The sequence below is a fragment of the Streptomyces sp. NPDC058880 genome (assembly GCF_042742535.1).
Lineage (GTDB): Bacteria > Actinomycetota > Actinomycetes > Streptomycetales > Streptomycetaceae > Streptomyces.
Genome location: NZ_JBHYMC010000008.1, coordinates 19,520 through 44,023 on the forward strand (window position 1 = coordinate 19,520; position 24,504 = coordinate 44,023).

A 24,504-nucleotide genomic window follows, 5' to 3' on the forward strand; every position below is an offset into this window, starting at 1 on the left:
CCGGACGGACGGCACCCGTCGTGGCCGCACAGGTCAAAGATCGAGCTAGGCGTACTCGGGGCTGGTGACGGGCCCGCCCCCGAGGGCGTCACGACGCTCGGGCATCCGCAGGTCGACCATCCGGTGCCAGCCGCTGAAGCGCTCGTATGCGTACATCGCGCGGATGCCGGCGGCCAGCAGGGCCGCCTTCGGCGCGGGCCAGTGCAGCAGCCGTCCCATGTGGTCCATCACCGCGAGGCTCACGTCGCGGTAGACGGAGATCTCGGCGAGCGCGCTCTCGCGCAGCACCCGCTGGATGGTCCGGCCGTGGCCGGCGCGGGCCAGCCGCAGCAGTTCCTCGTGGCAGTAGGCGAGGTGGTTGTCCTCGTCGTTGCTGATCATGTGGATGGCCTTGCCCACGACGGGGTGGTCGCCGAAGTACTTGACCAGCATGTCCATCTGGTCGGCGGCGCGCTGTTCGGTGACCCGGCTGTGCGCGAGGTAGACGACGATGTCCTCGTCGCTCAGCGCCTGCTGGCGACGCAGTTTGTCGTGGGCCAGGCCGATCCCGCGGCGCTCCAGCAGCATCGTGTAGTCGGTCTCCGGCGGGACGGGGACGGCTTCCAGGCCCCGTTTGCGGAGCAGGGCGTGGAAGATCCGGCCGTGCTTGTCCTCGTCGGCGCCGTGCCGGGTGATCTTGGGGGCGAGGTCGCGCATGGAGTCCGGCACCAGGGCCGCGATGCGGGCGTTCTCCCAGCCGCCCTGGGCTTCCCCGCTGGCGGCGATGGAGCAGAACAGCTGGAAGGAGTCGTCGTTGTCGACGATCTCCTGGAACAGGCTGCGGGCAGAGAGCATGCAACGAGTCAAACGCCGGTCCACGGGCCGGGCAACCGAGAGGTGGCACGACTCGCCCGAATGAACGAACCTCCCGCCCGGGCCGGTGTGCGTAACCCCGCGGGCGTCCGGCCCGTTGTGGGGTGTGTCGGCCGTGGCGGGGAAGACCCCCCGAGCCCCCACCACGGCCGCAGGACTTTCCGGCGGCAGCCGGCTCAGGCCAGGCCTGCGCGCTCCATGGCCTCGGTACCGGCGCGCAGGGCGGCGATCCGCTCGTCCAGGGTGAAGCCGGCCGGTGCCAGCGTGAGGGTGGTGACCCCGGCCTCGGCGTAGGCCCGCATCCCGTCGGCGATCCGCTCGACCGGGCCGAGCAGCGTGGTGGAGTCGATCAGCGAGTGGGGGACGGCCTCGGCCGCGCCGTTCTTGTCGCCGGCCAGGTACTTGTCCTGGATCTCGGCGGCCTCCTTCTCGTAGCCCATGCGCTGGGCCAGCTGGTTGTAGAAGTTCTGCTTCCGACTGCCCATACCGCCCACGTACAGGGCGGTGTACGGCCGGAACATGTCGGCGAGGGCGGTCACGTCGTCGCCGAGCGCCAGCGGCACGGTCGGGCAGACGTCGAAGCCGTCCATCGTCAGCCCGGCCTTCTCGCGGCCCGCCCGGATGTGGGTGAGCGCGGTGGCCTCCAGGTGCTCGGCGGCCGGGAAGATCAGCAGGGCGCCGTCGGCGATCTCGCCGGTCTGCTGCAGGTTCTTCGGCCCGATGGCGGCGATGTAGAGCGGGATGTGCTCGCGCTCGGGGTGCACGGTCAGCTTGATCGGCTTGCCCGGGCCGCCCGGCAGCGGCAGGGTCCAGTGCTCGCCCTCGTAGCTCAGCCGCTCGCGCGACATGGCCTTGCGCACGATCTCCACGTACTCGCGGGTGCGGGCGAGCGGCTTGTCGAACTTGACGCCGTACCAGCCCTCCGAAACCTGGGGGCCGGAGACGCCGAGGCCGAGCCGGAAGCGGCCCTTGGTGAGCGAGTCGAGGGTGGCCGCGGTCATCGCGGTCATGGCCGGCTGCCGGGCGGGGATCTGCAGGATCGCCGAGCCGACGTCGATGCGCTCGGTCTGGGCGGCGACCCAGGCGAGGACGGTCGGGGCGTCCGAGCCGTAGGCCTCCGCCGCCCAGCAGACGTCGTAGCCGAGGCGGTCGGCCTCCTGGGCGACGGCGAGGTTGTCGGCGTCCATGCCGGCGCCCCAGTAACCGAGATTGATGCCGAGCCGCATGTTGTCGTCCCCTTACCGGTGTACCGATCAGTAACGTTGATGTGCGGGGACTGTAGCGCGCCCGAGTGCTCCACGTCAGCGCCCCAGTAGTCTCAGCGCTCATGGAGCAGAGGCATCTCGGCCGCACCGGACTGCGCGTCTCCCGGATCGGCCTCGGCACCCTCACCTGGGGCCGCGACACCGGCGAGGAAGCCGCCGCCGAACAGGTGAAGACCTTCTGGGAGGCGGGCGGCACCCTGGTCGACACCGCCGACGTGTACGGCGGCGGGGAGGCCGAGTACCTCCTCGGGCGGCTGGTGGGCGGGCTCGTCCCGCGCCGGGACCTGGTGATCGCGACCAAGGCGGGCAGCGTGCCGGACCCGGACCGGCGCTTCGACGGCTCGCGGGGCCGTCTGCTCGCCGCCTTGGACGATTCGCTGGACCGGCTGGGCACCGACTACGTCGACCTGTGGCAGGTGCACGCCTTCGATCCGGCGACACCGCTGGAGGAGACCCTGCAAGCCCTGGACCTGGCGGTGAGCAGCGGCCGGGCCCGGTACGCGGGAGTGGCCGGCTTCTGCGGCTGGCAGTTGGCGAAGGCGGCGACCTGGCAGCTCGCGGCGCCCGGGGTGCGCACCCGGATCGCCGCGACGCAGATGGAGTACTCCCTGCTGCAGCGCGGGATCGAGCGGGAGGTACTGCCCGCGGCCCTGGACCTGGGGGTCGGCCTGCTGCCCTCCTCCCCGCTGGGCCGCGGAGTGCTGACGGGCAAGTACCGGGACGGTACGCCGGCCGACTCCCGGGGCGCCTCGCCGTCCCTGGCCGCGCTGGTGGAGCCGTACCTGGACGATGCGGCGGGCCGGATCGTGGACGCGGTGGTGACGGCGGCGCAGGGTCTGGCCGTGACCCCGCTCCAGGTGGCCCTGGCATGGGTCCGGGACCGGCCGGGGGTGGTCGCGCCGATCATCGGCGCGCGCACGTCGGCGCAGCTCGCGGCGGCTCTGTCGGTGGAGGCGCTTAGTCTTCCGGAGGAGATCCGCCGGGCGCTGGACGACGTGTCGGCGCCGGAGCACCGCTATCCCGATCAGGACTGGAGCACGCTGTGAGTACGGACCGTCAGGCCGATCCCGCCACCGCTGCCGCGGACGACCCGGCCGGCCCCGCCGCACCGCAGGGCGAGACCGGAACGGACGAAGCCGGTACGGACGAGGCCGGTACGGACGAGGCCGGTACGGACGAGGCCGGTACGGACGAGGCCGGTACGGACGAAGCCCGCGCCGGCTCGGACGAACCGGCCGGGACTGCCGCACCGCACGGCGAGGACGGCAAGGGGGCGAAGCCGCCGGCGGACGGCCCGGCCGGTGGCGGTGGCCCGGCGGCGGAGCCCCCGGGGGCGGGCAGCGACGGGGTGGGGGAAAGCCCCGCGGGGCCCACCTCGTCCCCCGGGCCGGAGGCGCCCGCGACGGCCGACGACACCGCTGAGCCCGCCGCGGGCGGCGGGCTCAGCGAGGCCCAGGCGGAACTGGCCGCGCAGAAGATCGAGCGGGAGCGCATCGCCCGGCGCAAGGCCGAGCGGGAGCGCCCCGTAGAGGCCGGCGCGAAGCTCAGCGGGAAGGCCGCCGACCTGCTGGCCGCCGTACGGGCCGTGGAGAGCGGCGAGAAGCCCGCCCCCGCGTACTTCGACGAGGCGCCGAGCGCACCCCGCAAGGCGGCCCCGGTGCCCCCGTCCCCGCGCCCGGCCGCTCCGGCGCCGGCGCCGGCCTCCGTACCCGCCGCCGACGTAGTCGAGGCGGTGCGCGCGGTCCTGGCCCGCGGTGGCGCTCCCGAGTCGCTGGCCGCCCCCGTGGCGGCAGCCCTGGGCGACGCGGCGGCGCAGGAGCTCGCGGAGAACCCGTGGCGGCTGCTGGCGGTCCCCGCCGTACGGCCGGCGCAGGCCGACGGCTTCGCCCGCACGCTGCTGGGCGACGGGGCCGGTCCCGGGGACGAGCGCCGCACGGGGGTCCTGGTGGGCTGGCTGCTGGAGCAGGCGGGCCTGAAGGGGCACACCGCGCTGGAGGCCCCGGTCCTGGAGAAGGCTCTGGCCCAGTACGGCGTGCCGGACCCGGCCGAGGCGCTGGAGCGGGCCGTCGCGGAGGCCTCGGTGCTGGTTTTCCACGAGCCCCTCGGCCCGCCGGCGGAGGAGGGCGAGGAGCAGCCGGTACGGATCCTCGTGGGCCTGGAGGGTGCCGCGATGGCCGAGGAGAGCCTGGCCGACGGCCTGGCCCGGCTGTCCGGCACCTTCGGCGGCCCGGCGGACTGGGAGCAGGCCGCCGCGGCGGCGCCGGACCGGTCTTCCGGCGAGCTGATCCGCGCGGTCGCGGGCCACGCCCTGGTCACCCACACGGGTGGTGAGGCGGCCCGGGCCGAGCCCCTCGCGCTGGCCGCGGCGGCCCGCGGGCTGGGTCTGCGGGTCTGCGTGGCCGCGCACGCGCCCGGCGGCCCGGACTCGGTGACCGTGGCCGGCCTGCTGTCCGGCCTGGAGGGGCCCGGACGGGACGCGGACGGGCAGTTCCCGGTGGACCTGCTGGTCGTGCTGGACGCGCCGCAGCTGGACGTGGAGGCGGCGGCCGCGCTGGTCGAGGGCGTTCCGGACGGAGCCCGGCTGGTCCTGTCCGGAGACCCCGGAGTGCTCGGCTCCGCGGGGGCGGGGCGGGTGTTCGCCGATCTGCTGGCTGCACGTACCTGCCCGCAGCTGGTCTCCCGCACGCCGGATCCGGGTCCCCTCGGAGAGCTCGTCTCCGGGGTGGGGATCGGGGAGCTGAACCAGGTGGAGACGCCTGGCAAGGAGGTCGTCATCGTCCCGGTGCGGGACGCCGGGGAGGCAGTGCACCGCGCGGTGCAGCTCGTGGCCGAGTCGGTGCCGCGGGCCTTCGGGATCCCGGCGGACGGCGTCCAGGTGATCGTTCCCGGGCACGGCGGCTCCGCCGGGACCCGGGCGTTGAACGCCGCGCTCAAGGAGCGCCTCAATCCCGGCCCGGGCCGGTTCGGCGGCTTCGACCCCGGCGACCGCGTGGTCCACGTGCCGTCCGCCGGCCGGGCCCTCCCGGCCCGTGTGGTGTCGGCCGACGCCCAGGGGCTGCACCTGGACCGTGCGGGCGCGCCGATCGTGGTACCCAAGGAGCTCGTCGAGTCCCAGGTGCGGCACGGCTGGGCGGTGACGGCACATCAGGCGGTCGGCGCGCGCTGGCCCGCCGTGGTCGTGGTGCTGCCGGGTGACGCGGCGCAGGCGCTGTCGCGGGACTGGGTCTACACGGCGTTCGGTCGGGCCGAGCGGCACCTGTCGGTGGTGCACGGCGTCGACCAGGCACTGCCGCGCGCGGTCGCCGAGGTGCTGCCCAAGCCGCGCACGACGCGGCTGGCGGGTCTGCTGAAGGCCCTCGCAGCGGCGGGCGAGCACGCGGAGCAGTAGTCGGCCGTGTCCTCCCGCCCCGGGGCGGGAGGACACGGTGTCGGCCCGCGCCCGGAGCGCGGTCCCGGAGGTCAGGCGGGAGCCAGGCCGGGCCGGGCGGTCTCGCCCTCGCCTTCGGCGTCGTCGAACCCGTCCGCCTCCTCGTCGAAGACGGAGCTGACGTCGAACCGGTGCAGGACGTCCTGCGGGTCGATGTGCCCGAAGGGCGAGCCCAGCCACTCCCCCGGTTCCGCCATGTCCTCCGAGGCGGCGATCCAGAGCGTGGAGTCGCCCTCCTCCAACCCGAAGTCCTTGGAGCGGGAGGCGATCTCGTCCGGTTCGTACTCCCCGAAGATCACACCGAGGGCGTCGGCGGTGCCGCCGTCGCGGACGAAGTCGGCGTCCCGGTCGTGCGCGGCGACGCGCTCGGCCTGGGCGATCATGCGCGCCGGTTCGACGACGGCGTAGTCGCGGCGGATGAGCACGCTGAAGGCGGCGGGTTCGGCGGGGCCGGTGTACGGGACGCCGTCCTCGGGCGTCGGGATCTCGAAGGGCGTGACCTCGTCGTAGCGGTCGTAGAGGAGTTCGTCGTACTCCTCGGCGGCGGCGGCGAGTTCGTTGAAGGCGGCGTAGACGTCCGGATCCTCGTCCCCGATCCTGCGCTCGACCGCGGCGAGGTGGCGGTCGAGCGCGGCCTTGACCGCCTCGGCGGCGGCGCGGACCTCGGCAACAGTGGGCAGAGCGGCATCAGACATAGAGCAGACGCTATCCGTAGCGGGGCTCTGCCCGCACAATAGATGCGATGCCGGAATACGAATTTGTCGACGTGTACGTGCCCCGCGGGGTTCCTCGCAAGGAAGCCACCCGCCTGCTGACCGACCATGCCGAGTACGGGAACTGGGAGATCGACCGGCTGAGCCTGCACCGGGACGGCAGCCGCCGCGTGCGACTGCGCCGCCGGATCATCCGTCAGGTCCGCGCCACCTGGTGAACGCGGGCCCCGGGGGCGGGGCCCGCGTGGTGAGCGACCGTCAGGCGGCGTTCCGGGAACGCCGGTAGAGCACGGTGCCGGCCAGCAGCAGGCCACCCGCGATCGGGAGGCCCGCGGTCAGCACGTCACCGGATCCGGTGGCGGCGAGGCCGGGGGTCACCCCGGTGCCGGTACCCGTGCCGGGGTGCGTGACGGGGGTGACGGAACCGGTTCCGGGGTTGCCCGGGTTCTCCGGGGTACCGGGGTTGCCCGGGTTCTCCGGGATACCGGGGGTTCCCGGGTTCTCAGGAGTTCCGGGGTTGCCCGGGGTACCGGGGTTCTCCGGGGTGCCGGGGGTTCCCGGGTTCTCCGGGGTACCGGGGTTCTCCGGGGTACCGGGGTTCTCCGGGGTACCGGGGTTGCCGGGGGTTCCCGGGTGGTCGTCGCACGGTTCGTCGCCATCACCCGGGTGACCGGGGTGGCCGGGATTCCCGGGGTGACCGGGGTGGCCCGGGTGACCGGGGTGGCCCGGCCTGCCGTGGCCCGAGCCGTTGGCGCAGTGGTTCCCGAAGGCCGGGTTGAGGCCTCCCACCACGGTCACCGTGTTCCCGCAGGCGTTCACCGGTGCGTCAACGGGCGCCTGGACAGCGTTCCCGGACAGCAGGCCCGGAGAGTTCTTCGCATGCCCCGCAGCCCCGGAGTCCGCGTGTGCGTAACCCCCGCCCAGTGCGAGGACACCCCCCGCGGCAGCGATGGTGATCAGGGTCTTCCTGGTGACCTGTGCCGGTCGTCGCATCTGTACTCGTCCCCTGGTGTGTACGTGTCGGTCGGGGCCCGCAGGGCCCGACCGTCCAGGCTCCCCCGCCTGGTACGCCGATGAGTGGTTCTGGTTCCGGACCGTAAAAGCCCGGTGGCCCCGGAGCGCTGGATTGCGTTCCGGGGCCGAAGACTTCAGACGCGTCAGGCGTTGACGCAGGTGTTGCCGAAGGCCGGGTTCAGCAGGCCGATGACGGACACGGTGTTGCCGCAGACGTTGACCGGGACGTGAACCGGGACCTGGACGACGTTGCCGGACAGGACACCCGGGGAGCCGATGGCCGCACCCTGGGCACCCGCGTCGGCGACGGCCATACCCGCACCCGCGAGAACCAGACCACCGGTGGCAGCCGCAGCGGCGACAACCTTCTTGAGCATTGTTCCTCCTAGTAGGCAAAGTGCGGTCCCAGCCGCGGACCGCACCACCTGTAACGAGGAGGGATCACCAGGGCTACGAGCGTATGAGTGCATTCACTCTTCCCAGTGGAATGCGCACACCTTCTCGAATCTCAGGCGTTGTCGATGAACCGGTCGAGCACGCGCACCCCGAACTTCAGACCTTCCACCGGAACCCGCTCGTCCACACCGTGGAACATGCCGGCGAAGTCCAGCTCCGGGGGCAGCTGCAGCGGCGCGAAGCCGAAGCAGCGGATGCCGAGGTCGTCGAAGGACTTGGCGTCCGTGCCGCCCGAGAGCATGTACGGCACCGCCCGGGCGATCGGGTCCTCCGCCTTCAGGGCGCCCTGCATCGCGTCCACCAGCCGGCCGTCGAAGTCCGTCTCCAGCGCCCTGTCGCCGTGCACGTCCTCCCGCTTCACGCGGGGGCCGAGGATGCGGTCCAGGTCGGCGAAGAACTCCTCCTCGTAGCCCGGCAGGAAGCGGCCGTCGACGTGGGCCGTGGCCTGGCCGGGGATGACGTTGACCTTGTAGCCGGCGCCGAGCATCGTCGGTGCCGCCGAATTGCGCAGGGTCGCGCCCACCATCTTGGCGATGCCGCCGAGCTTGGCGAGCGTGGCGTCCATGTCGTCCGGGTCCAGGGGGGTGCCGAGCGCGTCGGAGAGCTCGTCCAGGAAGGACCGTACGGTCTTGGTCACGCGCACCGGCCACTGGTGGCGGCCGAGCCGGCCCACGGCCTCGCACAGTTCCGTGATGGCGTTGTCGTTGTTGGTCATGGAGCCGTGGCCCGCGGTGCCCTCCACCGTCAGGCGCATCCAGTGCATGCCCTTCTGGGCGGTCTCCACGAGGTAGAGCCGGAGGTTCTCGTTCACCGTGAAGGAGAAGCCCCCGACCTCGCCGATCGCCTCCGTGACGCCCTCGAAGAGGCCCGGATGCTGGTCGACGAGGTGCCGCGCCCCGTAGATGCCGCCCGCCTCCTCGTCGGCGAGGAAGGCCAGCACGATGTCCCGCGGGGGCTTACGGCCGCTGCGCATCCGGTCGCGGACGACGGCCAGCGTCATCGCATCCATGTCCTTCATGTCGACTGCGCCGCGGCCCCACACGCAGCCGTCGGCGATCTCGCCCGAGAACGGGTCGTACGTCCAGTCCGCGGCGTTCGCCGGAACCACGTCGGTGTGCCCGTGGATCAGCAGCGCGGGTCGCGAGGGGTCCTCCCCCTCGATCCGCGCCACCGTCGAGGCGCGCCCCTTGTGCGATTCGAAGATCTGCGGCTCCAGCCCGACCTCAGCGAGCTTTTCGGCGACCCACTCCGCCGCCTTGCGCTCCCCGGGGCCCGAGTGGTCTCCGTAGTTGCTGGTGTCGATCCGGATGAGGTCCCGACAGAGGTCGACGACCTCGTCCTCGCCGGAGACGGTCTTGCCCGCGCTCGCCTGGCTCACGCTGCTTCCTCCCACTGATCCACGCAGTACCGAACATTCCCATCCTCCCGCCCCGGGCCGCTCTCCCCAAGGGCGCTCCCCGGCCGTCGGGGGGTGCGGTCGAGGACCCCCCGCCGTTTGGTACTGTTTCCCCTGTCGGAACGGCCCGCGAGGGCCGGACGGCACACACCCGGTCCGGGTGGCGGAATGGCAGACGCGCTAGCTTGAGGTGCTAGTGCCCTTTATCGGGCGTGGGGGTTCAAGTCCCCCCTCGGACACCAGCTGAGACCCCACTTCACGTGGGGTTTTCTGCTTTCCGGGCGGCGGCGTGACCGACCACGTGCCCCATGGCCCAGCGAGCCCCTGGTCAGACCATGCAAGACGGGCCGTGTGTCGGTCCACACCGGAGGGCGCGAGCTTCCGCGCTCCGTCCTTGCTCCGCCCCTACGCGGATGCCCGTAGTGGGCCATGGTGTAGTGCTCCGCGCGTGGGCGTCGTGCGCCGTGCGGGCGGGAACGGGCCGTGAGCCCCGTCCACGTCTGCCCATGACGGCCCTGCCTCGCCGACCTCGCTGCCACCGATACGCCGATACGCCGATATGGGGAATCCCCGGGGCATCGGAGCGCAGACCGCACATCGAAACGTTACGGGGGCGTCGGCACCGGCTATCCCGCCGGATGTACGTCCGCTGTCCTCGCGGTCACGCGCCGAGCGATGACCATGCCACGGGGGCAGCCCGGTCATCCAGGAGTCGTTGTGTCCCCATCCATGCTGTCGAGGCCGCCCGCCACCCTGGGCGAGCCGGGCTCCGGGGCGCATCCCCCGCGCCGAGCGCTGCGGGGCTGCGTGGCCGTACTGGCCGCCATGGGCGTCATGGCCCTGCCCGTAGCCCTGGCGAGCCCTGCCCAGGCCGCAGCGTACGTCCCTTGCGGGAACGTTTCCGCACTGAATGCCGCCATCGTCCAGGGCAACGCCGTATCCAGCGCCTTCACCATCGCCCTGGCGCCGGGCTGCACCTACACCCTGGACAGTGCCTTCGGCGGTAACACCGGGCTCACCCCGGTCACGGGGAACATCAAGGTCGCGGGCTCCCGCTCGACCATCGCCCGCAGCAGCAGCGCGGCGACGAACTTCCGCGTCATGGAGGTCGGGACCGGGGCCAGCCTCAGTCTCACCGGCGTCACCCTGGCCAATGGCCATCTCCCCGGCGAGCTCGGGGGCGGCGTGCTGAACAACGGCACGCTCACCCTCAACTCCAGTACCGTGCGCGACAGTTTTGGCACCTACGGTGGCGGTATCGCAAGCATCGGCCCTCTCCTCACCCTCAACTCCAGCGCGGTGCGGAACAACTCCGCCGGCTTCGGCGGCGGCGTGCTCCTCGGCGGCCTCGGCAGCAAGTTGGTCGCGAACTCCGGCACCGTGCGGGACAACAGTGCAAGCAACTACGCCGGTGGGGTCGGTACCGGTGGCCCCGATCAGGAGATCGTCCTGCGCTCCGTCACGATCAAGGGCAACACCTCGCCAGGTTTGGGCGGGGGGCTCGCCATCGGTGCGCCCGGTAACACGATCGACGCCATCGGAGGCTCCATCACCGACAACACCGGACGCATCGGTGGGGGATTGGCCGTCGGGGCCCCGGGCTCCCAGGTCCGGCTCTCGGGTGTGACCATCGCCCGCAACGAGGCGACCAGCCTCGGCGCAGGCATGTACACCACGGGGCCGCTCAGGATGTCCGGCGGGTCGCTTCGCGACAACACCTCCGCAGGGACCGGCGGAGGCCTCCACTACGACGGTGGGGACACCGCCACGCTCGTCGGCGTCACCGTCAGAGGCAATTCCGCCACCGACGGCGGTGGCATCTACACGACGTCCACGGTCACCGCAGTCGGAAGCCGCTTCTCCAACAACACGCCGAACAACTGCGCCCCGGCCAACACCGTCGCTGGGTGCAACAACTGAGGCACCAGCACCCGCCCAGCAGTGCCGGGCCGGGCGGTGGAGCTGCCGGCGGACCTCGGCGCGCCCGTTGGGCGGCGCCGTCAGTCAGGTGGTGCTGAAAGGTCAGGCGCAGAGGTCGAAGCGCGGGGTCGAGGCTCGCCGCGTTCAGCTCCGCCGCAGCGCTGAAACACCAGCTCCCCCTTGTCCTCGTCCATTCATACGGTGGGGGAACCCGCTGCCCCGCGTTTGGGTCAATCCCGATGAACCGTAGCCCCACGACTGCCTCCGGCGTCGCGGCTCACGCCAACGTGCACGAGCTTCGTTGCGGCGGCGTCTGAGCGTCAGGGCCAATGATCGTTCACAGGGCCCTTGTGGGGCGGTTCTCGGCCGCCTGGAGGGCTCGGGCCCGAGGGTTGGCCACGTGACCGACGCATGACCACCACCAGGCGGGAACAGGCAGAAGTGCCAGGTAACCGTGCCCGACCGCAGCCACGATGAAGTGACCTCGGGGGGGGCACGTTTCCCCAGGTCAGAAGGCAAAGGGGCTGGTGCCCGAGTGGAGAGTTCGAGCCGCCCCTCGGACACCGACGGAAGGACCCCGCTTCAGCGGGGTCCTTCTTCGTTCACGGGCACGGCCGACGGCCGCACCGGGTGCGCGGCGGCGGGCCCGGAATGTTTGGTAGTGTTTCGCTCGTCGCAACGCCCCGTGAAGGCGGACGGCACACACCCGGTCCGGGTGGCGGAATGGCAGACGCGCTAGCTTGAGGTGCTAGTGCCCTTTATCGGGCGTGGGGGTTCAAGTCCCCCCTCGGACACAACAGCGAGAGGCCGGTCGGGAGAAATCCCGGCCGGCCTCTCGTGCGTCCTGGACCCCGCGCCGGACGGGCCGGTCCGGTGGCGCCGCCCCGGCCGGCCGCCGCCCGGGGGCGTGCGGAGCGCAACGGGCCCTCGTACCGGCGGTGGCCGGCACGAGGGCCCCGGGTGCCTCAGGAGGGGTCAGTCCCGGCCGGCGGCCAGTGCGGCCACTCGGCCGCGGACCAGGAACCAGCCGCCCACCAGAGCAGCAGCGATGGCCGGGACGAGCATGACCGTGGTGCGGCCGACGCCGCCGTCGCTCCACATCAGCACCAGGACCGTGGCGAGGAAGAGCAGGGTCACGACCTGGGTGTAGGGGGCCCAGGGCAGGCGGTACGACGGGCGGGAGACCAGACCGTTCTGCGAGCGCCGCCAGAAGAAGAGCGAACAGAGCATGACCATGCCCCAGGTGCCCAGGATGCCGATGGAGGCGAGGTTGAGGACGATTTCGAAGGCCTCGCCTGGCATCCAGTAGTTCAGGCCGACGCCCGCGACGCCGAAGGCGGCGGTGAACAGGACACCGCCGTAGGGGACCTTGCCCTTGTTCATGACGCCGGTGAACTTCGGGGCCGAGCCGGACAGGGCCATCGAGCGCAGGATGCGGCCGGTGGAGTACAGGCCCGAGTTCAGCGAGGAGAGGGCCGCGGTGAGGACAACCAGGTTCATGATGCCGGCGGTGCCCGGGATGCCGAGCTTGTCGAAGACGGTGACGAACGGGGACTGGTCGGCGGAGTAGGCGGTGTACGGGAGCAGCAGGGCCAGCAGCACGACCGAGCCGACGTAGAAGACGCCGACGCGCCACATGATGGAGTTGATCGCCTTCGGCATGATCTTCTCCGGGTTCTCGGTCTCGCCCGCGGCGACGCCGCACAGCTCGACGGAGGCGTACGCGAAGACGACGCCCTGGACCACCAGGAGCATCGGCAGCACGCCGGAGGGGAAGAGGCCCCCGCTGTCGGTGATCGTCGTGAGGCCGGGGGTGTGGCCGTCGATCGGGTGGCTGGTGGCGACCAGGTAGATGGCCACCAGCATGAAGATCACCAGGGCGCTGACCTTGACGATGGAGAACCAGAACTCCATCTCGCCGAAGTACTTCACCGAGATCAGGTTGGCGGTGAGGACGATGGCGAGCGCGATGAATGCGAGGACCCACTGGGGGACGTCGGTGAACGCGGACCAGTAGTGGGCGAACACGGCGGCGGCCGTGATGTCGGCCACGGTGGTGGTGGACCAGTTCAGGAAGTACAGCCAGCCGGCGGTGTAGGCGCCCTTCTCGCCCATGAACTCACGGGCGTAGGAGACGAAGGCGCCCGAGGAGGGCCGGTAGAGGACGAGCTCGCCGAGGGCGCGGACCACGAAGAAGGCGAAGACGCCGCACACCGCGTAAGCGATCGCGAGGGAGGGGCCGGCACCGGCGAGGCGGCCGCCGGCGCCGAGGAACAGGCCGGTGCCTATCGCTCCGCCGATCGCGATCATGTTGATGTGGCGGGACTTGAGGTCCTTGCTGTACCCCTCGTCACCGGCGTCGACATGGCGGGAGGACGCCGGGGCGGGTGCCTCGGTCATGGTGCGGTCGGTCATGTATGACGTCGCCTTCGTGGGTGGGACAGGCAGCCCGGACGGCCTCGCAGGGGAGCTGGGTGGTGTCCCCTGTGGTGGCTTCCGGGTGATTTGATCGCCATAGGAGACCACGAGGCCGGGCCCGCCGCCAAAATCACCCCCTGCATGCGGAAGCCCCCGACGACCTTGGAAACGGGCGCCAGGGGCTTCGTGGAGGTTGGAAAGAGAGGTCAGTCGCCGGGTGTGCCCTCAGCCGCCTGGTCGAGGCGGAAGGCTTCGTTGCCGAGGCCGATCCGGGCGTGGACCTCGGGGCGGCTGCGGCGCAGGAGGACCCCGTACAGCAGGCCGACCACGACGGCGGCCCCGATGATGCCCGGCAGGACCCAGCTGAGCGCCGAGCCCTCCTCGGCGCCGACCAGGACGCCGAAGTCCTTGACGGTGTAGACGGCGATGGCGAGCAGGGCGAGGCCGGCGCCGGCGGCCGCGACGAGCCGCCAGACCTGGGCGCCCGCGGTGCCGCGGCGGACGAAGAAGGCGATCACGGCGACGGAGGCGGCGGCCATGAGGAGCGTCACACCGAGGGCCCCGACACTGCCCATCCAGGTGAACAGGTGCAGGACGGGTGCGGTGGGGTCGCCGGCCGGGAGGTCGTCGGTGACCGCGAAGGCGAGGACGACCAGGGTCGCGATGCCGGTCTGCAGGAGCGAGCCGGTGGCGGGCGCACCGGTGCCCGCGTTGGTACGGCCGAAGGCTGCGGGGAGGAGGCCCTCGCGGCCCATGGCGAAGGCGTAGCGGGCGACGACGTTGTGGAAGCTGAGCATGGCGGCGAACATGCCGGTCACGAAGAGGACGTGCAGGACGTCGGTGAAGGCGGTGCCGAGCCGCGCCTCGGTGAGCTGGAAGAGCAGGCCGGGGCCGGCTTCGGCCGCGGTCCCGACGACCTCGCGGGGGCCGGTGGCGACGGTGAGGGCCCAGGCGCTGAAGGCGAAGAAGAGGGCGACGAAGCCGACCGCGAGGAACATCACGCGGGAGACGACGATGTGCGGCCGGCTGGTCTCCTCGGCGTACACCGGGGACTGCTCGAACCCGACGAAGGCGGCGATGCAGAAGCACAGGGCGGTGCCGAGGCCGGGCCCGCTGAGGGTCTCGGGATTGAACGCGTGGAGCGAGAGCCCTTCGGGCCCCGGCTCGGCGAGGGCGGCGGCGTCGAAGATGACGACGAGGGCGCACTCGATCAGGAGGAGGACGCCGAGGACCTTGGCATTGAGGTCGATCTTGAGCCAGCCGAGGGCGCCGGTGACGGCGACCGCGAGCAGGGCCGGGATCCACCACGCGAGCTCGATGTCCAGGTAGGTCGCGAAGAGGCCGGAGATCTCGAAGCCGAGGATGCCGTAGACGCCGACCTGCATGGCGCTGTACGCGACGAGGGCGACGAGCGAGGCGGCGGCACCGGCGGTGGGGCCCAGGCCGCGGGCGATGTAGGCGTAGAAGGCGCCGGCGTTGTGGACGTGGCGGCTCATCTCGGCGTAACCGACGCTGAACAGCGCAAGGACGAGGCCCAGGATCACGAAGAGCAGGGGCTGGCCGACCACGCCCATCAGACCGAAAGTCGTGGGCATGACACCCGCGACGACCATCAGGGGGGCACTCGCGGCGAGTACGGAGAGCAGCAGGCCGGCCGTGCCGAGGCGGTCGGCGCGCAGTGCGCGGTCCTGGCCCTTGTACGTGCGTATCTCGGCCGGTTCCTGGAGCGTGGTGGATCTGCCCGTCGGCATGGCGGCGTCCTTTCGGGGGCGCGGTTCTTTCGGGGGCGGGTGGGGGGAGGCGGACGGCCGGGCCGGGCCGGGGCCGCGGGGGACCGTGACGGGTCAGGCGGTGCCGAGCGCCACGTTGCGCGCTGCGAGGAAGGCCTTGTGGGGGTCGCGGTCGGGATAGGACCAGGGGGCTCGGGTGGCATGGCTGCCGATGCGGTGGAAGAGCGCGGCGGCCTCGGCCGGGCGGCCTTCGCAGAGTTTGGCGTGGGCGAGGAAGTTGAGGTCGACCCGGTTGCGGGGGTGGTCATCGCGCTCCCACTCCAGCCACCAGTCGAAGGCCGAGCGCAGCACCTGGCGGGCGCGGCGGCCCTCCCAGTGTGCGGCGGCCGATTCGGCCGTGTGGCCGCGGCCGGCGGCGAGCACCCGGTAGCGCTCGGCGTGCGCGACGACGGGGAGCACGGCCAGCGGGGAGTCCGCCGGGGACTCCTCGGCGGCCCAGGCGGCGAAGTCGTAGACCTCGTGGAGCGGGTCCTGGCCGGGCGCGAGGGTGCGTTCGGCCAGCTTCGCCACCATCAGGTGGTGGGCGTGGTGGTGCTCGGGGTGACGGGCCCGGACCTGGTCGAAGTGGCGGCTGAACTCCTCCTCGCTGCCGAAGGCCCGGGAGAGCAGGAGCAGCCCGAGCCAGGGGGTGGGGTCGTCGGGAAGCAGCGCGGCGGCACGGCGGCAGGCTTCCTCGGCCTCGGCCGGGGTGCCCTTGTGGCGCAGGGCGGTGAAGACGGCGGCGCAGGCGAGGAGGGTGGCGGCGTCGGCGCTGTCCGGTTCGGCGAGCAGCCACTCGCGGGCCCATGCGGTGGCCGCCGGGGTCTGGGCGAGGACGACGACGCGGTGGCCCCTGCGGTCCCAGTCGTCGCCGGTGCCGACGAGGAGGGAACGGACCCTGGCCCACCGCCCCTGAGTGAACTGGGAACGTACGTCGATGAGTTCGGCATCGCAGAGGGCCGGGTCGAAGAGCTGCGCGTCCCGCTTGCGGGTGCGGCCGAGGGGCGGCGGAGGCGGGGACATCCGCGGGATTTCCCTCCAGGACGCGGGCGGACGGGGGTCGGGGCGGCGGGGCCTCCCCCGCGCGCAGGGGGCACGCACGGTCGGGGCGGCCGACCGGTGAGGTCGGGGGGTCGTGCCGGTGGAGCCGCGTGGGGCTCCGGAGGACTGCGGTGGTGTTGCTCGGAGTCTCCGGCGCGCGGGCGGAATTTCGTCGGAACTCCGTTGAGCACTCCGGTGATCACGCACAGCAAACCGTTACGCGCAGCTCCGAGTCAAGGTCCGGTCCAGTGCGTGGCGGGTTTCAACTGCTGTGGTGATCGTGCCAGTTGGGCGGACGATATTCGTTCCGGCCGGCGACGGCAGGCACCCTAGGGTGGCCGTATGACGGCATATGACGATCTTCCCCCGTACCTGCTCGGGTTCCCCGGCCCGTTGCGCGACCAGTTGGTCGCGGCCGTGCTGAGCGGGGCGAAGACCAGCACCACCGGCCTGCTGGCGGAGTACGAGGCGGAACGGGAGCCGCTACCGCGGCCCGGCGCGCGGTCGCTGCTGGTCGACTCCGGCGGGCGCGGGGTGGCGGTGGTGGAGGTGACGGCCGTGGAGGTGCTGCGGCTCGCCGATGTGGGGATGGGGCACGCTCTCGACGAGGGAGAGGGGTATACGTCGGTGGCCGAATGGCGTACGGCGCACGAGGAGTTCTGGCACAGCGAGCCGGTGCGCACGGTGATCGGCGACCCGGGGTTCACGGTCGACGACGACACCCTCGTGGTCGCGGAACGGTTCCGGGTCGCCGAACGGCTGCCCTGACGCTCCCGGCACACGAGTTGTCTGGCGCGGCTGCCGAGCACGGCGGTGGGAGTCGGCCTCGGCAGCCCTCCCGCGCGGGAGCCGCCCTCAGCCCACCGCCCGTGCCGCGGCCCGGCCCGCGGCACGGCCCGAGAAGACGCACCCGCCGAGGAAGGTGCCCTCCAGGGCCCGGTAGCCGTGCACCCCGCCGCCGCCGAAGCCGGCCGCCTCGCCCGCGGCGTAGAGGCCGGGGAGCGGCTCGCCCGTCCCGGTCAGGACCCGCGAGGAGAGGTCGGTCTCCAGGCCGCCCAGGGACTTGCGGGTCAGGATGGAGAGCCGTACCGCGATCAGCGGGCCGGCCTTCGGGTCGAGGATCCGGTGCGGGGCGGCGGTGCGGATCAGTTTGTCGCCGAGGTACCGGCGGGCCCCGCGGATCGCCGTCACCTGGAGGTCCTTGGTGAAGGGGTTGGCGACCTCCCGGTCGCGGGCCGTGATCGCGCGCCGCACGGCGGCCTCGTCGAGGAGGTCCTCCCCGGTGACCGCGTTCATGCCGCGCACCAGGGCGGACAGGTCGCGTTCGACGACGAAGTCGGCGCCGTGCTCCATGAAGGCCCTGACCGGGCCGGGTACGGCCTGGCGCGCGCGGGTGATGACGCCGCGCACCGACCGGCCGGTGAGGTCGGGGTTCTGCTCGGAGCCGGAGAGGGCGAACTCCTTCCCGATGATGCGCTCGTTGAGCACGAACCAGGTGTGGTCGTGGCCCGTCCGCATGATGTGGTCGAGCGTGCCGAGGGTGTCGAAGCCCGGGAAGAGCGGTACGGGCAGCCGTCTGCCCGTGGCGTCCAGCCAGAGAGGGGACGGGCCGGGGAGGATGCGGATCCCGTGCCGGGCCCAGATCGGGTCCCAGTTCCGGATGCCCTCGGTGTAGTGCCACATCCGGTCCTTGTTGATGTGGCTGGCGCCCGCCGCCTCCGCGATCCCCAGCATGAGGCCGTCGACGTGCGCGGGTACGCCGGAGAGCATCCGTGCGGGCGGAGTGCCGAGCCGGGCAGGCCACTGCGCGCGCACGAGGTCGTGGTTGCCGCCGATGCCGCCGCTGGTGACGATCACGGCCTGGGCCCGCAGGGAGAAGGTTCCGGCGGCCTCGCGGCTGCTGGCGGTGCCTCGCGCGGCGTCGGAGGGTTCGAGGATCTCCCCGGTCACGGTGTCCAGGGCGCCGGCGGTGGCGGCCAGACCGGTCACCCGGTGGCGGAACGCCAGCCGGACCAGGCCGCGGGCCACACCCTCCCGGACCCGCCGCTCGAACGGCTCCACCAGCCCGGGCCCGGTGCCCCAGGTGATGTGGAAGCGCGGGACGGAGTTGCCGTGGCCGTCCGCGTCGTAGCCGCCGCGCTCGGCCCAGCCGACGACGGGGAAGAAGCGGACTCCGCGCGCGTGCAGCCAGCGGCGCTTCTCCCCGGCCGCGAAGTCGACGTAGGCCTCGGCCCAGCGGCGCGGCCAGGCGTCCTCCTCGCGGTCGAACCCGGCGGTGCCGAGCCAGTCCTGGAGGGCGAGGTCCCGACTGTCCCTGATCCGCATCCGGCGCTGCTCGGGCGAGTCCACGAGGAACATCCCGCCGAAGGACCAGTGCGCCTGGCCCCCGATGGACTGTTCCGGCTCCTGGTCGAGCAGGACCACCTTGCGGCCCGCGTCGACGAGCTCGGCGGTGGCCACCAGGCCCGCGAGCCCGGCTCCGATCACGATCACGTCTGCGTCGTACGTCATGCGGACACCCGTCCTCCGTCGATGGTGGGGCAGATCCTTTGCTACGGAGCGGTAACCAGTCAACAGCGGTGGTTGGATGGGCCCGTGAGTGCCGCTGATGAAGTACTGGACGTGGTGGACCGGGACGACCGGGTCCTCGGGCAGGCCCCGCGGGGCGAGGTGTACGCCCGCGGCCTGATCCACCGCTGTGTGTTCGTGCTGGCCAGGGACGCGGAGGAGCGGATCTTCGTGCACCGGCGGACCGCGTCGAAGCTCGTCTTCCCCTCGCACTACGACATGTTCGTGGGCGGGGTGGTGGGCGCCGGCGAGAGCTACGCCGAGGCCGCGCTGCGGGAGGCCGAGGAGGAGCTCGGGGTGCGGGGGCTGGCACAGCCGGAACCGCTGTTCAGGTTCCTGTACGAGGGCCCGGGCGGGGCTTGGTGGTCGTCCGTGCACGAGGTGCGGTGCGAGCTGCCGGTGGCCCCGCAGGGCTCGGAGGTGGCCTGGCACTCCTTCCTGACGCGGGAGGAGCTGGACCGGCGGATCGGGAGCGGGCAGTGGCCCTGGGTGCCGGACGGGTTGGAGGCCTACCGGCGGCTGCGGGCGTATCGCGGCTCCCGCCAGTAGATTGATCCGGTGATCGACTTCGTCAAGGACGTACGCCTGTGGTTCGCACCGTCGCGGCTGAAGGATGAGGGCGACACCCCCGACTACCGCTTCTCGCTGGCCAACGAGCGCACGTTCCTCGCCTGGATCCGGACCGCCCTGGCGCTGGTCGGCGGCGGTTTCGCCGTCGACCAGTTCCTGCCCGACCTGCGCTGGGGGGTGCGGGTGGGCATGGCCTTCGCGCTCCTCGCGGTCGGCGCGGCCTGCGCGCTGCGGGCGGTGAACCACTGGGTGCGCTGCGAGCGGGCGATGCGGCGGCACGAGGACCTGCCGCTGTCGCGGTTCCCGGTGGTGCTGAGCCTGGGCGTGGGGCTGGTCGCGGTGGCGATGGTGGTGGTCGTGCTGCTGGGCTGGACGTCCGGGCGGTGAGCGTCCCGGGGGTGGATCGCGACGCCGGGCTCCAGCCCGAGCGGACCCGGCTGGCGTGGCGGCGCACGACGCTGGCGTCCTCGGTGGTGGCGGTGCTGGCCCTGCGGCAGGCGCTGCGCGGGCCGGGGTCGCCGTCGGAACTGGCCGGGGCCGCGTTGATCGTGTTGGTCTGGCTGGCGTTCCTGTGGGTGGCGCACCGCAGGATCCGGGCCTTGGCCACCGGCCGGCCGCGGGTGCTGGACCCCGGGTCGGCGCTGTCCGTGGTGGCGTGCACGGTGGCGCTGGCGGCGTTTGCGGTGGCGGTCATCCTCTGAGCCGTCGGCCCCATCATCACACTTCCCCCGATCAAGCGGGACACAACAGGTGATAGCCGACCATTCGCACTAGTCTCGGCGCCATGACGACCCTCCACCACGAACACCCCACGCACCAGCACGCCCACGGCGCGGACTGCGGCCACCGGGCGGTCCCGCACGGCGACCACGTCGACTACGCGCACGACGGCCACCTGCACCGGGAGCACTCGGGGCACTGGGACGAGTGCGAGCCGACCGGGCACACCGCGCACGAGGGCCACGCCCACACCCACGGCACGGGCTGCGGGCACGACACGGTCCAGCACGGCGACCACGTCGACTACCTGCACGACGGACACCGCCACGCCGCACACGACGGGCACTACGACGACCACTGATCTGCGAGGCCGTCACCGACCCGCTCTCCCGGCCCACCAGGGGTGACCGGTGGCGGCACCCGCCCTCCCCCCGTGCGGCGACGACTGACAGGATGCCGACCGTCCGTCAAAGCGACCCGGGGAGAGCGCAGATGCCCGTCGACGACCCGTACCTCGTCCAGCCCGCACCGGGGGTGTACGCCTACGTCCAGCCCGACGGAGGATGGTGCCTGAACAACGCCGGCTTCGTCAGCGACGGCGGCCGGACCCTGCTCATCGACACCGCCGCCACCGAGCGGCGCGCACTGGCGCTGCGTGACGCGATCGCGGCGGCCGGGGTGCCGCTCCCGCGGACGGTGGTGAACACCCACCACCACGGCGACCACACCTACGGCAACTGCGTCTTCACCCCCGGGGCGCTGATCCTCGGGCACGACGCCGCTCGGGCCGAGCAGCTCGCCGCGGGCCACCAGCTGGAGATGATCTGGCCGGCGACGGACTTCGGGGCGATAGACATCACCGCCCCCGACCTGACCTACAGCGACCGGGCGACCGTGCACGTGGGCTCGACCGAGGTGCGGGTCGTCCACCCGGGGGTCGCGCACACCACCGGGGACTCGGTCGTGTGGGTGCCCGAGCACCGGGTGGTCTTCACCGGGGACCTGGTCTTCGCCGGGGGCACGCCGTTCCTTGCGATGGGCTCGCTCGCCGGCTCCCTGGGGGCCCTGGAGCTGCTGCGGTCACTGGACGCGGAGACCGTCGTACCGGGCCACGGACCGCTGACGGACCCGTCGGCCTACGACTCCACCGAGCGCTACCTGCGGTACGTGGCCGAAGTCTCCCGGGAGGGGCGGGCCAGGGGGCTGACCCCGCTGGAGGTGGCCCGGCAGGCCGACCTCGGCGAGTTCGCGGCCTGGCGGGAGAGCGAGCGGCTGGTGGCCAACGTGCACCGGGCCTACGCGGAGCTGGCCGGGGAGCCGGAGGGTGCGCCGCTGGACATACCGGCGGTGCTCGCGGACATGACGGTGATGAACGGCGGTACGCCGATCCTGTGCCACGCGTGAGTCCGGCGAGTCCGGCGGGCCGGAGTCGATCCTCCGGCCCGCCCACTGGACGGCATACCGACTGGTCGGCATGATTGCCTGCGATGGTGTGCCGACGCACCACCGCACGTCCCCACCGACTCTCCGCACGGAGGTGCGCACATGACCTCAGCCCCGGCCGACCCGCCAGGCCTGGATCTGGAGCGGCTGCGCGGTCATCTCGACCGGGTCCGACCGGGACTCGCGGCCGCTGCGCTGCGCGGCCGGCTGATCGAGGGAGGCCGGTCGAATCTCACGTACGAGATCACCGACGGGACCGGGCGCTGGGTGGTGCGCCGGCCGCCGCTCGGCCATGTGCTGGCCACCGCCCACGACATGCGCCGCGAGCACCGGGTCATCGCGGCGCTGCACGGAACGGCCGTGCCGGTCCCGGAGCCGGTGCTGCTGTGCGAGGACGAGGAGGTGCTCGGGGCGCCGTTCTACGTCATGGAGTACGTGGACGGGGTGCCGTACCGCACGGCCGGCGAACTCGCCGCCATCGGCCCGGAGCGGACCCGGCGGGCGGTGCTCGGACTGGTGGACACGCTGGTCGACCTGCACGCGGTGGATCCGGAGGCGGTGGGCCTGGGCGACTTCGGCCGGCCGGAGGGTTTCCTCGACCGGCAGCTGCGCCGCTGGGGCAAGCAGCTCGCGGCCTCGCGGGGGCGTGAGCTCGCCGGGATCGACGAGCTGCACGGCGCGCTGGGCCGCAGGCTGCCCGGCTCCCCCGCCCCGACCGTGGTGCACGGCGACTACCGCCTGGACAACGTGCTGATCGACGGGACCCCGTCCGGCACCGACACGATCCGGGCGGTGCTGGACTGGGAGATGTCCACGCTCGGCGATCCGCTGACCGACCTCGGGCTGCTGGTGATGTACAGCTCCGATCTGGGACTGGCCGGATCCCCCGTCAGCACGACGAGCGGAGCCCCCGGCCACCCGGCTCCCGCGGAACTGGTCGAGCGGTACGCCGCGCGCTCCGGGCGGGACACCGGGGCCATCGCCTGGTACACGGCCTTCGCCTGGTTCAAGCTCGCGGTGATCCTCGAGGGCATCCACTACCGCTACACGCTCGGGCAGACCGTCGGCGCGGGCTTCGACCGGATCGGCGAGCTGGTTCCGGTCTTCATCGAGCACGGACTGACCACCCTCCAGGAACTGCAGGAAGGCTGAGGCACCCCGCATGGATTTCGCATTCGACGACCGGACCGAGGAACTCCGCGAGCGGCTGCTCGCGTTCATGGAGGAGTACGTCCACCCGGCGGAAGCCGTCGCCGCCGAGCAGCGCGCACGGTTGGCCTCGCCCTGGGACACCCCGGCCGTCCTCGGTGAGCTGAAGGCCGAGGCGCGCCGCCAGGGCCTGTGGAATCTCTTCCTCCCGGACCCGGAGTACGGTGCGGGGCTGACCAACCTCCAGTACGCACCGCTGGCGGAGATCACCGGCCGCAGCCCGCACCTGGCGCCCACTGCGACCAACTGCGCGGCCCCCGACACCGGGAACATGGAGCTGCTGGCGCAGTTCGGGAGCGAGGAGCAGAAGAAGCAGTGGCTGGAGCCCCTGCTGGAAGGCGCGATCCGCTCCGCCTTCGCGATGACGGAGCCCGAGGTGGCCTCCTCGGACGCGACGAACATCGAGACCCGGATCGAACGGGACGGTGACGCGTATGTGGTCACGGGCCGCAAGTGGTTCATCTCCGGCGCCATGAACCCGGACTGCAAGATCTTCATCGTGATGGGCAAGACCGACCCGGACGGCGCCGATCCGCGCCGTCAGCAGTCGATGGTCCTGGTCCCCCGGGACACCCCGGGGGTCGAAGTGCGGCGGGCCATGACGGTGTACGGGTACGAGGACCACGACCACGGCGGCCACGCCGAAGTGGTGTTCGACGGGGTACGGATCCCCGCGGCGAACCTGATCGGGGAGGAGGGCGGCGGCTTCGCCATTGCCCAGGCGCGGCTCGGCCCGGGACGCATCCACCACTGCATGCGGCTGATCGGGATGGCGGAGCGGGCCATCGAGCTGATGTGCCGGCGGGCGGTGGAGCGGACGGCCTTCGGCAAACCGCTGGCCGCGCAGGGCGTCGTGCAGAACTGGATCGCCGACGCGCGGGTCGCGGTGGAGCAGTTGCGGCTGCTGGTGCTCAAGACGGCCTGGCTGATGGACACGGTCGGGAACCGGGGCGCCCACACCGAGATCCAGGCCATCAAGATCGCGACCCCGCGGGCGGTGGTACGGATCCTGGACGACGCGGTGCAGCTGCACGGCGCGGGCGGGGTGAGCCAGGACTTCCCCCTGGCCGAGCTGTGGGCCGCGGCCCGCACCCTGCGCCTGGCCGACGGTCCGGACGAGGTGCACCAGCGCTCCCTGGCCCGCCGCGAACTGAAGCGGTACCTCTAGCCTCGGGCCGGCCCCGGGCGCAGCAGGGCCTCCACGCGCCGGCCCGCCACCCGCCCGGGCCCCGGGCCGGCCGGATCGTGGCCGGGCCGGGCGCGGCGTGCGCACCGGCCCGCGCCGCGGCCCGCGCACCGGCCTCAGCGGGCCGTGACGCGGCCCGCCGCCGCGGAGATCACCTCGTCCAGCACGTCGCGGGAGCGGATCAGCTCGCCGATCATCCGGTCGATCCGCTCCCGTTCGGCAGCGAGCTCGGCCACCAGCGCAGGGGTCGCACGCACCGACGGGCCGCCGTCCTCGTCCCGCATGCAGGGGAGGATCTGCCCGATCTTCGTGCTGTTGAGGCCGGCCGCGTAGAGCTCCTGGATGCGGATGACCCGGTCCACCGCCCGCTCGGGGAAGTCCCGGTGCCCGCCGGGCGTGCGGTCGGCGGCCAGCAGGCCCTGTGCCTCGTAGTAGCGCAGCGAGCGCTCGCCCACGCCGGTGCGCGCCGCCAGTTCTCCGATCCGCACGGTCCCCCCAGGCCTTGAACCTGACACCAGTGTCAGGTTTTACGGTACC

At 72.5% G+C, this 24,504-nt stretch carries 23 protein-coding genes and 2 tRNA genes; 14 read left to right on the forward strand and 11 right to left on the reverse strand.

The window, feature by feature from the left end; genetic code table 11:
• Positions 1–45 precede the first annotated feature (45 nt).
• Both ACFW2G_RS06980 and ACFW2G_RS06985 read right to left on the reverse strand, forming a co-directional pair.
• Complete coding sequence (locus ACFW2G_RS06980; RefSeq protein ID WP_384447001.1) at positions 46–834, reverse strand: ferritin-like domain-containing protein; 789 nt, start codon at positions 832–834, stop codon at positions 46–48.
• Between the two features lie 194 nt (positions 835–1,028).
• A complete protein-coding gene (locus ACFW2G_RS06985) occupies positions 1,029–2,078 on the reverse strand; it encodes an LLM class F420-dependent oxidoreductase (RefSeq protein WP_037925756.1) in 1,050 nt (349 codons plus the stop codon).
• A gap of 101 nt (positions 2,079–2,179) precedes the next feature.
• Here ACFW2G_RS06985 and ACFW2G_RS06990 point away from each other — a divergent pair, with 101 nt between their 5' ends.
• A complete protein-coding gene (locus ACFW2G_RS06990) occupies positions 2,180–3,163 on the forward strand; it encodes an aldo/keto reductase (RefSeq protein ID WP_384446998.1) in 984 nt (327 codons plus the stop codon).
• Entirely contained in the window at positions 3,160–5,505 is a 2,346-nt protein-coding gene (locus ACFW2G_RS06995) for an ATP-binding domain-containing protein (protein ID WP_384580508.1), read from the forward strand. The genes ACFW2G_RS06990 and ACFW2G_RS06995 overlap by 4 nt, the downstream gene beginning before the upstream one ends.
• Before the next feature lie 71 nt (positions 5,506–5,576).
• On the opposite strand, the gene ACFW2G_RS07000 is transcribed toward ACFW2G_RS06995, so the two are convergent.
• Positions 5,577–6,239, reverse strand: a complete 663-nt coding sequence (locus ACFW2G_RS07000) for a hypothetical protein (protein ID WP_384446994.1) — start codon at positions 6,237–6,239, stop codon at positions 5,577–5,579.
• 47 nt (positions 6,240–6,286) lie between these two features.
• Here ACFW2G_RS07000 and ACFW2G_RS07005 point away from each other — a divergent pair, with 47 nt between their 5' ends.
• The gene (locus ACFW2G_RS07005) at positions 6,287–6,475 is read left to right on the forward strand and encodes a DUF5703 family protein (protein ID WP_030037337.1); all 189 of its coding nucleotides are present in this window, start codon (positions 6,287–6,289) and stop codon (positions 6,473–6,475) included.
• Positions 6,476–6,515: 40 nt separating this feature from the next.
• Here the strand turns inward: ACFW2G_RS07005 and ACFW2G_RS07010 are convergent, their stop codons facing one another.
• The 3 genes from ACFW2G_RS07010 to ACFW2G_RS07020 form a co-directional block, all read right to left on the reverse strand.
• Positions 6,516–7,250, reverse strand: a complete 735-nt coding sequence (locus ACFW2G_RS07010; protein ID WP_384580510.1) for a chaplin family protein — start codon at positions 7,248–7,250, stop codon at positions 6,516–6,518.
• 164 nt (positions 7,251–7,414) lie between these two features.
• Complete coding sequence (gene chpH, locus ACFW2G_RS07015; protein ID WP_037925746.1) at positions 7,415–7,648, reverse strand: chaplin ChpH; 234 nt, start codon at positions 7,646–7,648, stop codon at positions 7,415–7,417.
• Between the two features lie 131 nt (positions 7,649–7,779).
• The gene (locus tag ACFW2G_RS07020) at positions 7,780–9,105 is read right to left on the reverse strand and encodes a M20/M25/M40 family metallo-hydrolase (RefSeq protein ID WP_037925745.1); all 1,326 of its coding nucleotides are present in this window, start codon (positions 9,103–9,105) and stop codon (positions 7,780–7,782) included.
• A 172-nt stretch (positions 9,106–9,277) separates the two neighbouring features.
• Here ACFW2G_RS07020 and ACFW2G_RS07025 point away from each other — a divergent pair.
• The 3 genes from ACFW2G_RS07025 to ACFW2G_RS07035 all read left to right on the forward strand — a co-directional run bounded on the left by ACFW2G_RS07025 (position 9,278) and on the right by ACFW2G_RS07035 (position 11,837).
• A tRNA-Leu gene (locus tag ACFW2G_RS07025) sits at positions 9,278–9,365 on the forward strand.
• A 475-nt stretch (positions 9,366–9,840) separates the two neighbouring features.
• Positions 9,841–11,043: a hypothetical protein gene (locus ACFW2G_RS07030; protein ID WP_384580512.1), complete on the forward strand. Its 1,203-nt coding sequence runs from the start codon at positions 9,841–9,843 to the stop codon at positions 11,041–11,043.
• Positions 11,044–11,752: 709 nt separating this feature from the next.
• Positions 11,753–11,837 (forward strand) — tRNA-Leu (locus ACFW2G_RS07035).
• Positions 11,838–12,018: 181 nt separating this feature from the next.
• Here the strand turns inward: ACFW2G_RS07035 and ACFW2G_RS07040 are convergent.
• From ACFW2G_RS07040 to ACFW2G_RS07050, 3 genes are all read right to left on the reverse strand, one after another.
• A complete protein-coding gene (locus ACFW2G_RS07040) occupies positions 12,019–13,458 on the reverse strand; it encodes an amino acid permease (RefSeq protein WP_037925740.1) in 1,440 nt (479 codons plus the stop codon).
• 209 nt (positions 13,459–13,667) lie between these two features.
• Positions 13,668–15,212: an APC family permease gene (locus tag ACFW2G_RS07045; RefSeq protein ID WP_037925738.1), complete on the reverse strand. Its 1,545-nt coding sequence runs from the start codon at positions 15,210–15,212 to the stop codon at positions 13,668–13,670.
• 93 nt (positions 15,213–15,305) lie between these two features.
• A complete protein-coding gene (locus ACFW2G_RS07050; RefSeq protein WP_384446986.1) occupies positions 15,306–16,253 on the reverse strand; it encodes a hypothetical protein in 948 nt (315 codons plus the stop codon).
• A gap of 360 nt (positions 16,254–16,613) precedes the next feature.
• On the opposite strand from ACFW2G_RS07050, the gene ACFW2G_RS07055 reads away from it, so the two are divergent.
• A complete protein-coding gene (locus ACFW2G_RS07055) occupies positions 16,614–17,039 on the forward strand; it encodes an ASCH domain-containing protein (RefSeq protein ID WP_037925736.1) in 426 nt (141 codons plus the stop codon).
• A gap of 87 nt (positions 17,040–17,126) precedes the next feature.
• Here the strand turns inward: ACFW2G_RS07055 and ACFW2G_RS07060 are convergent, their stop codons facing one another.
• Positions 17,127–18,782, reverse strand: a complete 1,656-nt coding sequence (locus tag ACFW2G_RS07060; protein ID WP_384446984.1) for an FAD-binding dehydrogenase — start codon at positions 18,780–18,782, stop codon at positions 17,127–17,129.
• A gap of 84 nt (positions 18,783–18,866) precedes the next feature.
• On the opposite strand from ACFW2G_RS07060, the gene ACFW2G_RS07065 reads away from it, so the two are divergent.
• The 7 genes from ACFW2G_RS07065 (at position 18,867) to ACFW2G_RS07095 (ending at position 23,949) form a co-directional block, all read left to right on the forward strand.
• Positions 18,867–19,388, forward strand: a complete 522-nt coding sequence (locus tag ACFW2G_RS07065) for an NUDIX domain-containing protein (protein ID WP_037926448.1) — start codon at positions 18,867–18,869, stop codon at positions 19,386–19,388.
• 9 nt (positions 19,389–19,397) lie between these two features.
• Positions 19,398–19,796 carry a YidH family protein gene (locus ACFW2G_RS07070; RefSeq protein ID WP_030963723.1) on the forward strand — a complete coding sequence of 133 codons (399 nt, stop codon included), beginning with the start codon at positions 19,398–19,400 and terminating at the stop codon, positions 19,794–19,796.
• An 11-nt stretch (positions 19,797–19,807) separates the two neighbouring features.
• Positions 19,808–20,110, forward strand: a complete 303-nt coding sequence (locus tag ACFW2G_RS07075; RefSeq protein WP_236647776.1) for a DUF202 domain-containing protein — start codon at positions 19,808–19,810, stop codon at positions 20,108–20,110.
• A gap of 83 nt (positions 20,111–20,193) precedes the next feature.
• Positions 20,194–20,490 carry a hypothetical protein gene (locus tag ACFW2G_RS07080; RefSeq protein WP_037925727.1) on the forward strand — a complete coding sequence of 99 codons (297 nt, stop codon included), beginning with the start codon at positions 20,194–20,196 and terminating at the stop codon, positions 20,488–20,490.
• A 131-nt stretch (positions 20,491–20,621) separates the two neighbouring features.
• On the forward strand, positions 20,622–21,533 hold the full coding sequence (locus ACFW2G_RS07085; RefSeq protein ID WP_384580515.1) for an MBL fold metallo-hydrolase: 912 nt from the start codon (positions 20,622–20,624) through the stop codon (positions 21,531–21,533).
• Positions 21,534–21,674: 141 nt separating this feature from the next.
• Positions 21,675–22,724 (forward strand): phosphotransferase family protein, encoded by a 1,050-nt coding sequence (locus ACFW2G_RS07090; protein ID WP_037925723.1) that lies wholly within the window; start codon positions 21,675–21,677, stop codon positions 22,722–22,724.
• A 10-nt stretch (positions 22,725–22,734) separates the two neighbouring features.
• Positions 22,735–23,949 carry an acyl-CoA dehydrogenase family protein gene (locus ACFW2G_RS07095; protein WP_037925721.1) on the forward strand — a complete coding sequence of 405 codons (1,215 nt, stop codon included), beginning with the start codon at positions 22,735–22,737 and terminating at the stop codon, positions 23,947–23,949.
• 134 nt (positions 23,950–24,083) lie between these two features.
• Here the strand turns inward: ACFW2G_RS07095 and ACFW2G_RS07100 are convergent, their stop codons facing one another.
• Positions 24,084–24,455, reverse strand: coding sequence for a MerR family transcriptional regulator (locus tag ACFW2G_RS07100; protein WP_037925719.1), 372 nt, complete (start codon positions 24,453–24,455; stop codon positions 24,084–24,086).
• Positions 24,456–24,504: the final 49 nt, after the last annotated feature.

Excerpts from the sequence above, each read along its gene's own strand:
- ACFW2G_RS06980 (WP_384447001.1), bottom strand. The coding sequence starts at position 834 with ATGCTCTCTGCCCGCAGCCTGTTCCAGGAGATCGTCGACAACGACGAC.
- ACFW2G_RS06985 (WP_037925756.1), bottom strand. The coding sequence starts at position 2,078 with ATGCGGCTCGGCATCAATCTCGGTTACTGGGGCGCCGGCATGGACGCC.
- ACFW2G_RS06990 (WP_384446998.1), top strand. The coding sequence starts at position 2,180 with ATGGAGCAGAGGCATCTCGGCCGCACCGGACTGCGCGTCTCCCGGATC.
- ACFW2G_RS07000 (WP_384446994.1), bottom strand. The coding sequence starts at position 6,239 with ATGTCTGATGCCGCTCTGCCCACTGTTGCCGAGGTCCGCGCCGCCGCC.
- ACFW2G_RS07005 (WP_030037337.1), top strand. The coding sequence starts at position 6,287 with ATGCCGGAATACGAATTTGTCGACGTGTACGTGCCCCGCGGGGTTCCT.
- ACFW2G_RS07010 (WP_384580510.1), bottom strand. The coding sequence starts at position 7,250 with ATGCGACGACCGGCACAGGTCACCAGGAAGACCCTGATCACCATCGCT.
- chpH (WP_037925746.1), bottom strand. The coding sequence starts at position 7,648 with ATGCTCAAGAAGGTTGTCGCCGCTGCGGCTGCCACCGGTGGTCTGGTT.
- ACFW2G_RS07040 (WP_037925740.1), bottom strand. The coding sequence starts at position 13,458 with ATGACCGACCGCACCATGACCGAGGCACCCGCCCCGGCGTCCTCCCGC.
- ACFW2G_RS07045 (WP_037925738.1), bottom strand. The coding sequence starts at position 15,212 with ATGCCGACGGGCAGATCCACCACGCTCCAGGAACCGGCCGAGATACGC.
- ACFW2G_RS07050 (WP_384446986.1), bottom strand. The coding sequence starts at position 16,253 with ATGTCCCCGCCTCCGCCGCCCCTCGGCCGCACCCGCAAGCGGGACGCG.
- ACFW2G_RS07055 (WP_037925736.1), top strand. The coding sequence starts at position 16,614 with ATGACGGCATATGACGATCTTCCCCCGTACCTGCTCGGGTTCCCCGGC.
- ACFW2G_RS07060 (WP_384446984.1), bottom strand. The coding sequence starts at position 18,782 with ATGACGTACGACGCAGACGTGATCGTGATCGGAGCCGGGCTCGCGGGC.
- ACFW2G_RS07080 (WP_037925727.1), top strand. The coding sequence starts at position 20,194 with ATGACGACCCTCCACCACGAACACCCCACGCACCAGCACGCCCACGGC.
- ACFW2G_RS07085 (WP_384580515.1), top strand. The coding sequence starts at position 20,622 with ATGCCCGTCGACGACCCGTACCTCGTCCAGCCCGCACCGGGGGTGTAC.
- ACFW2G_RS07090 (WP_037925723.1), top strand. The coding sequence starts at position 21,675 with ATGACCTCAGCCCCGGCCGACCCGCCAGGCCTGGATCTGGAGCGGCTG.
- ACFW2G_RS07095 (WP_037925721.1), top strand. The coding sequence starts at position 22,735 with ATGGATTTCGCATTCGACGACCGGACCGAGGAACTCCGCGAGCGGCTG.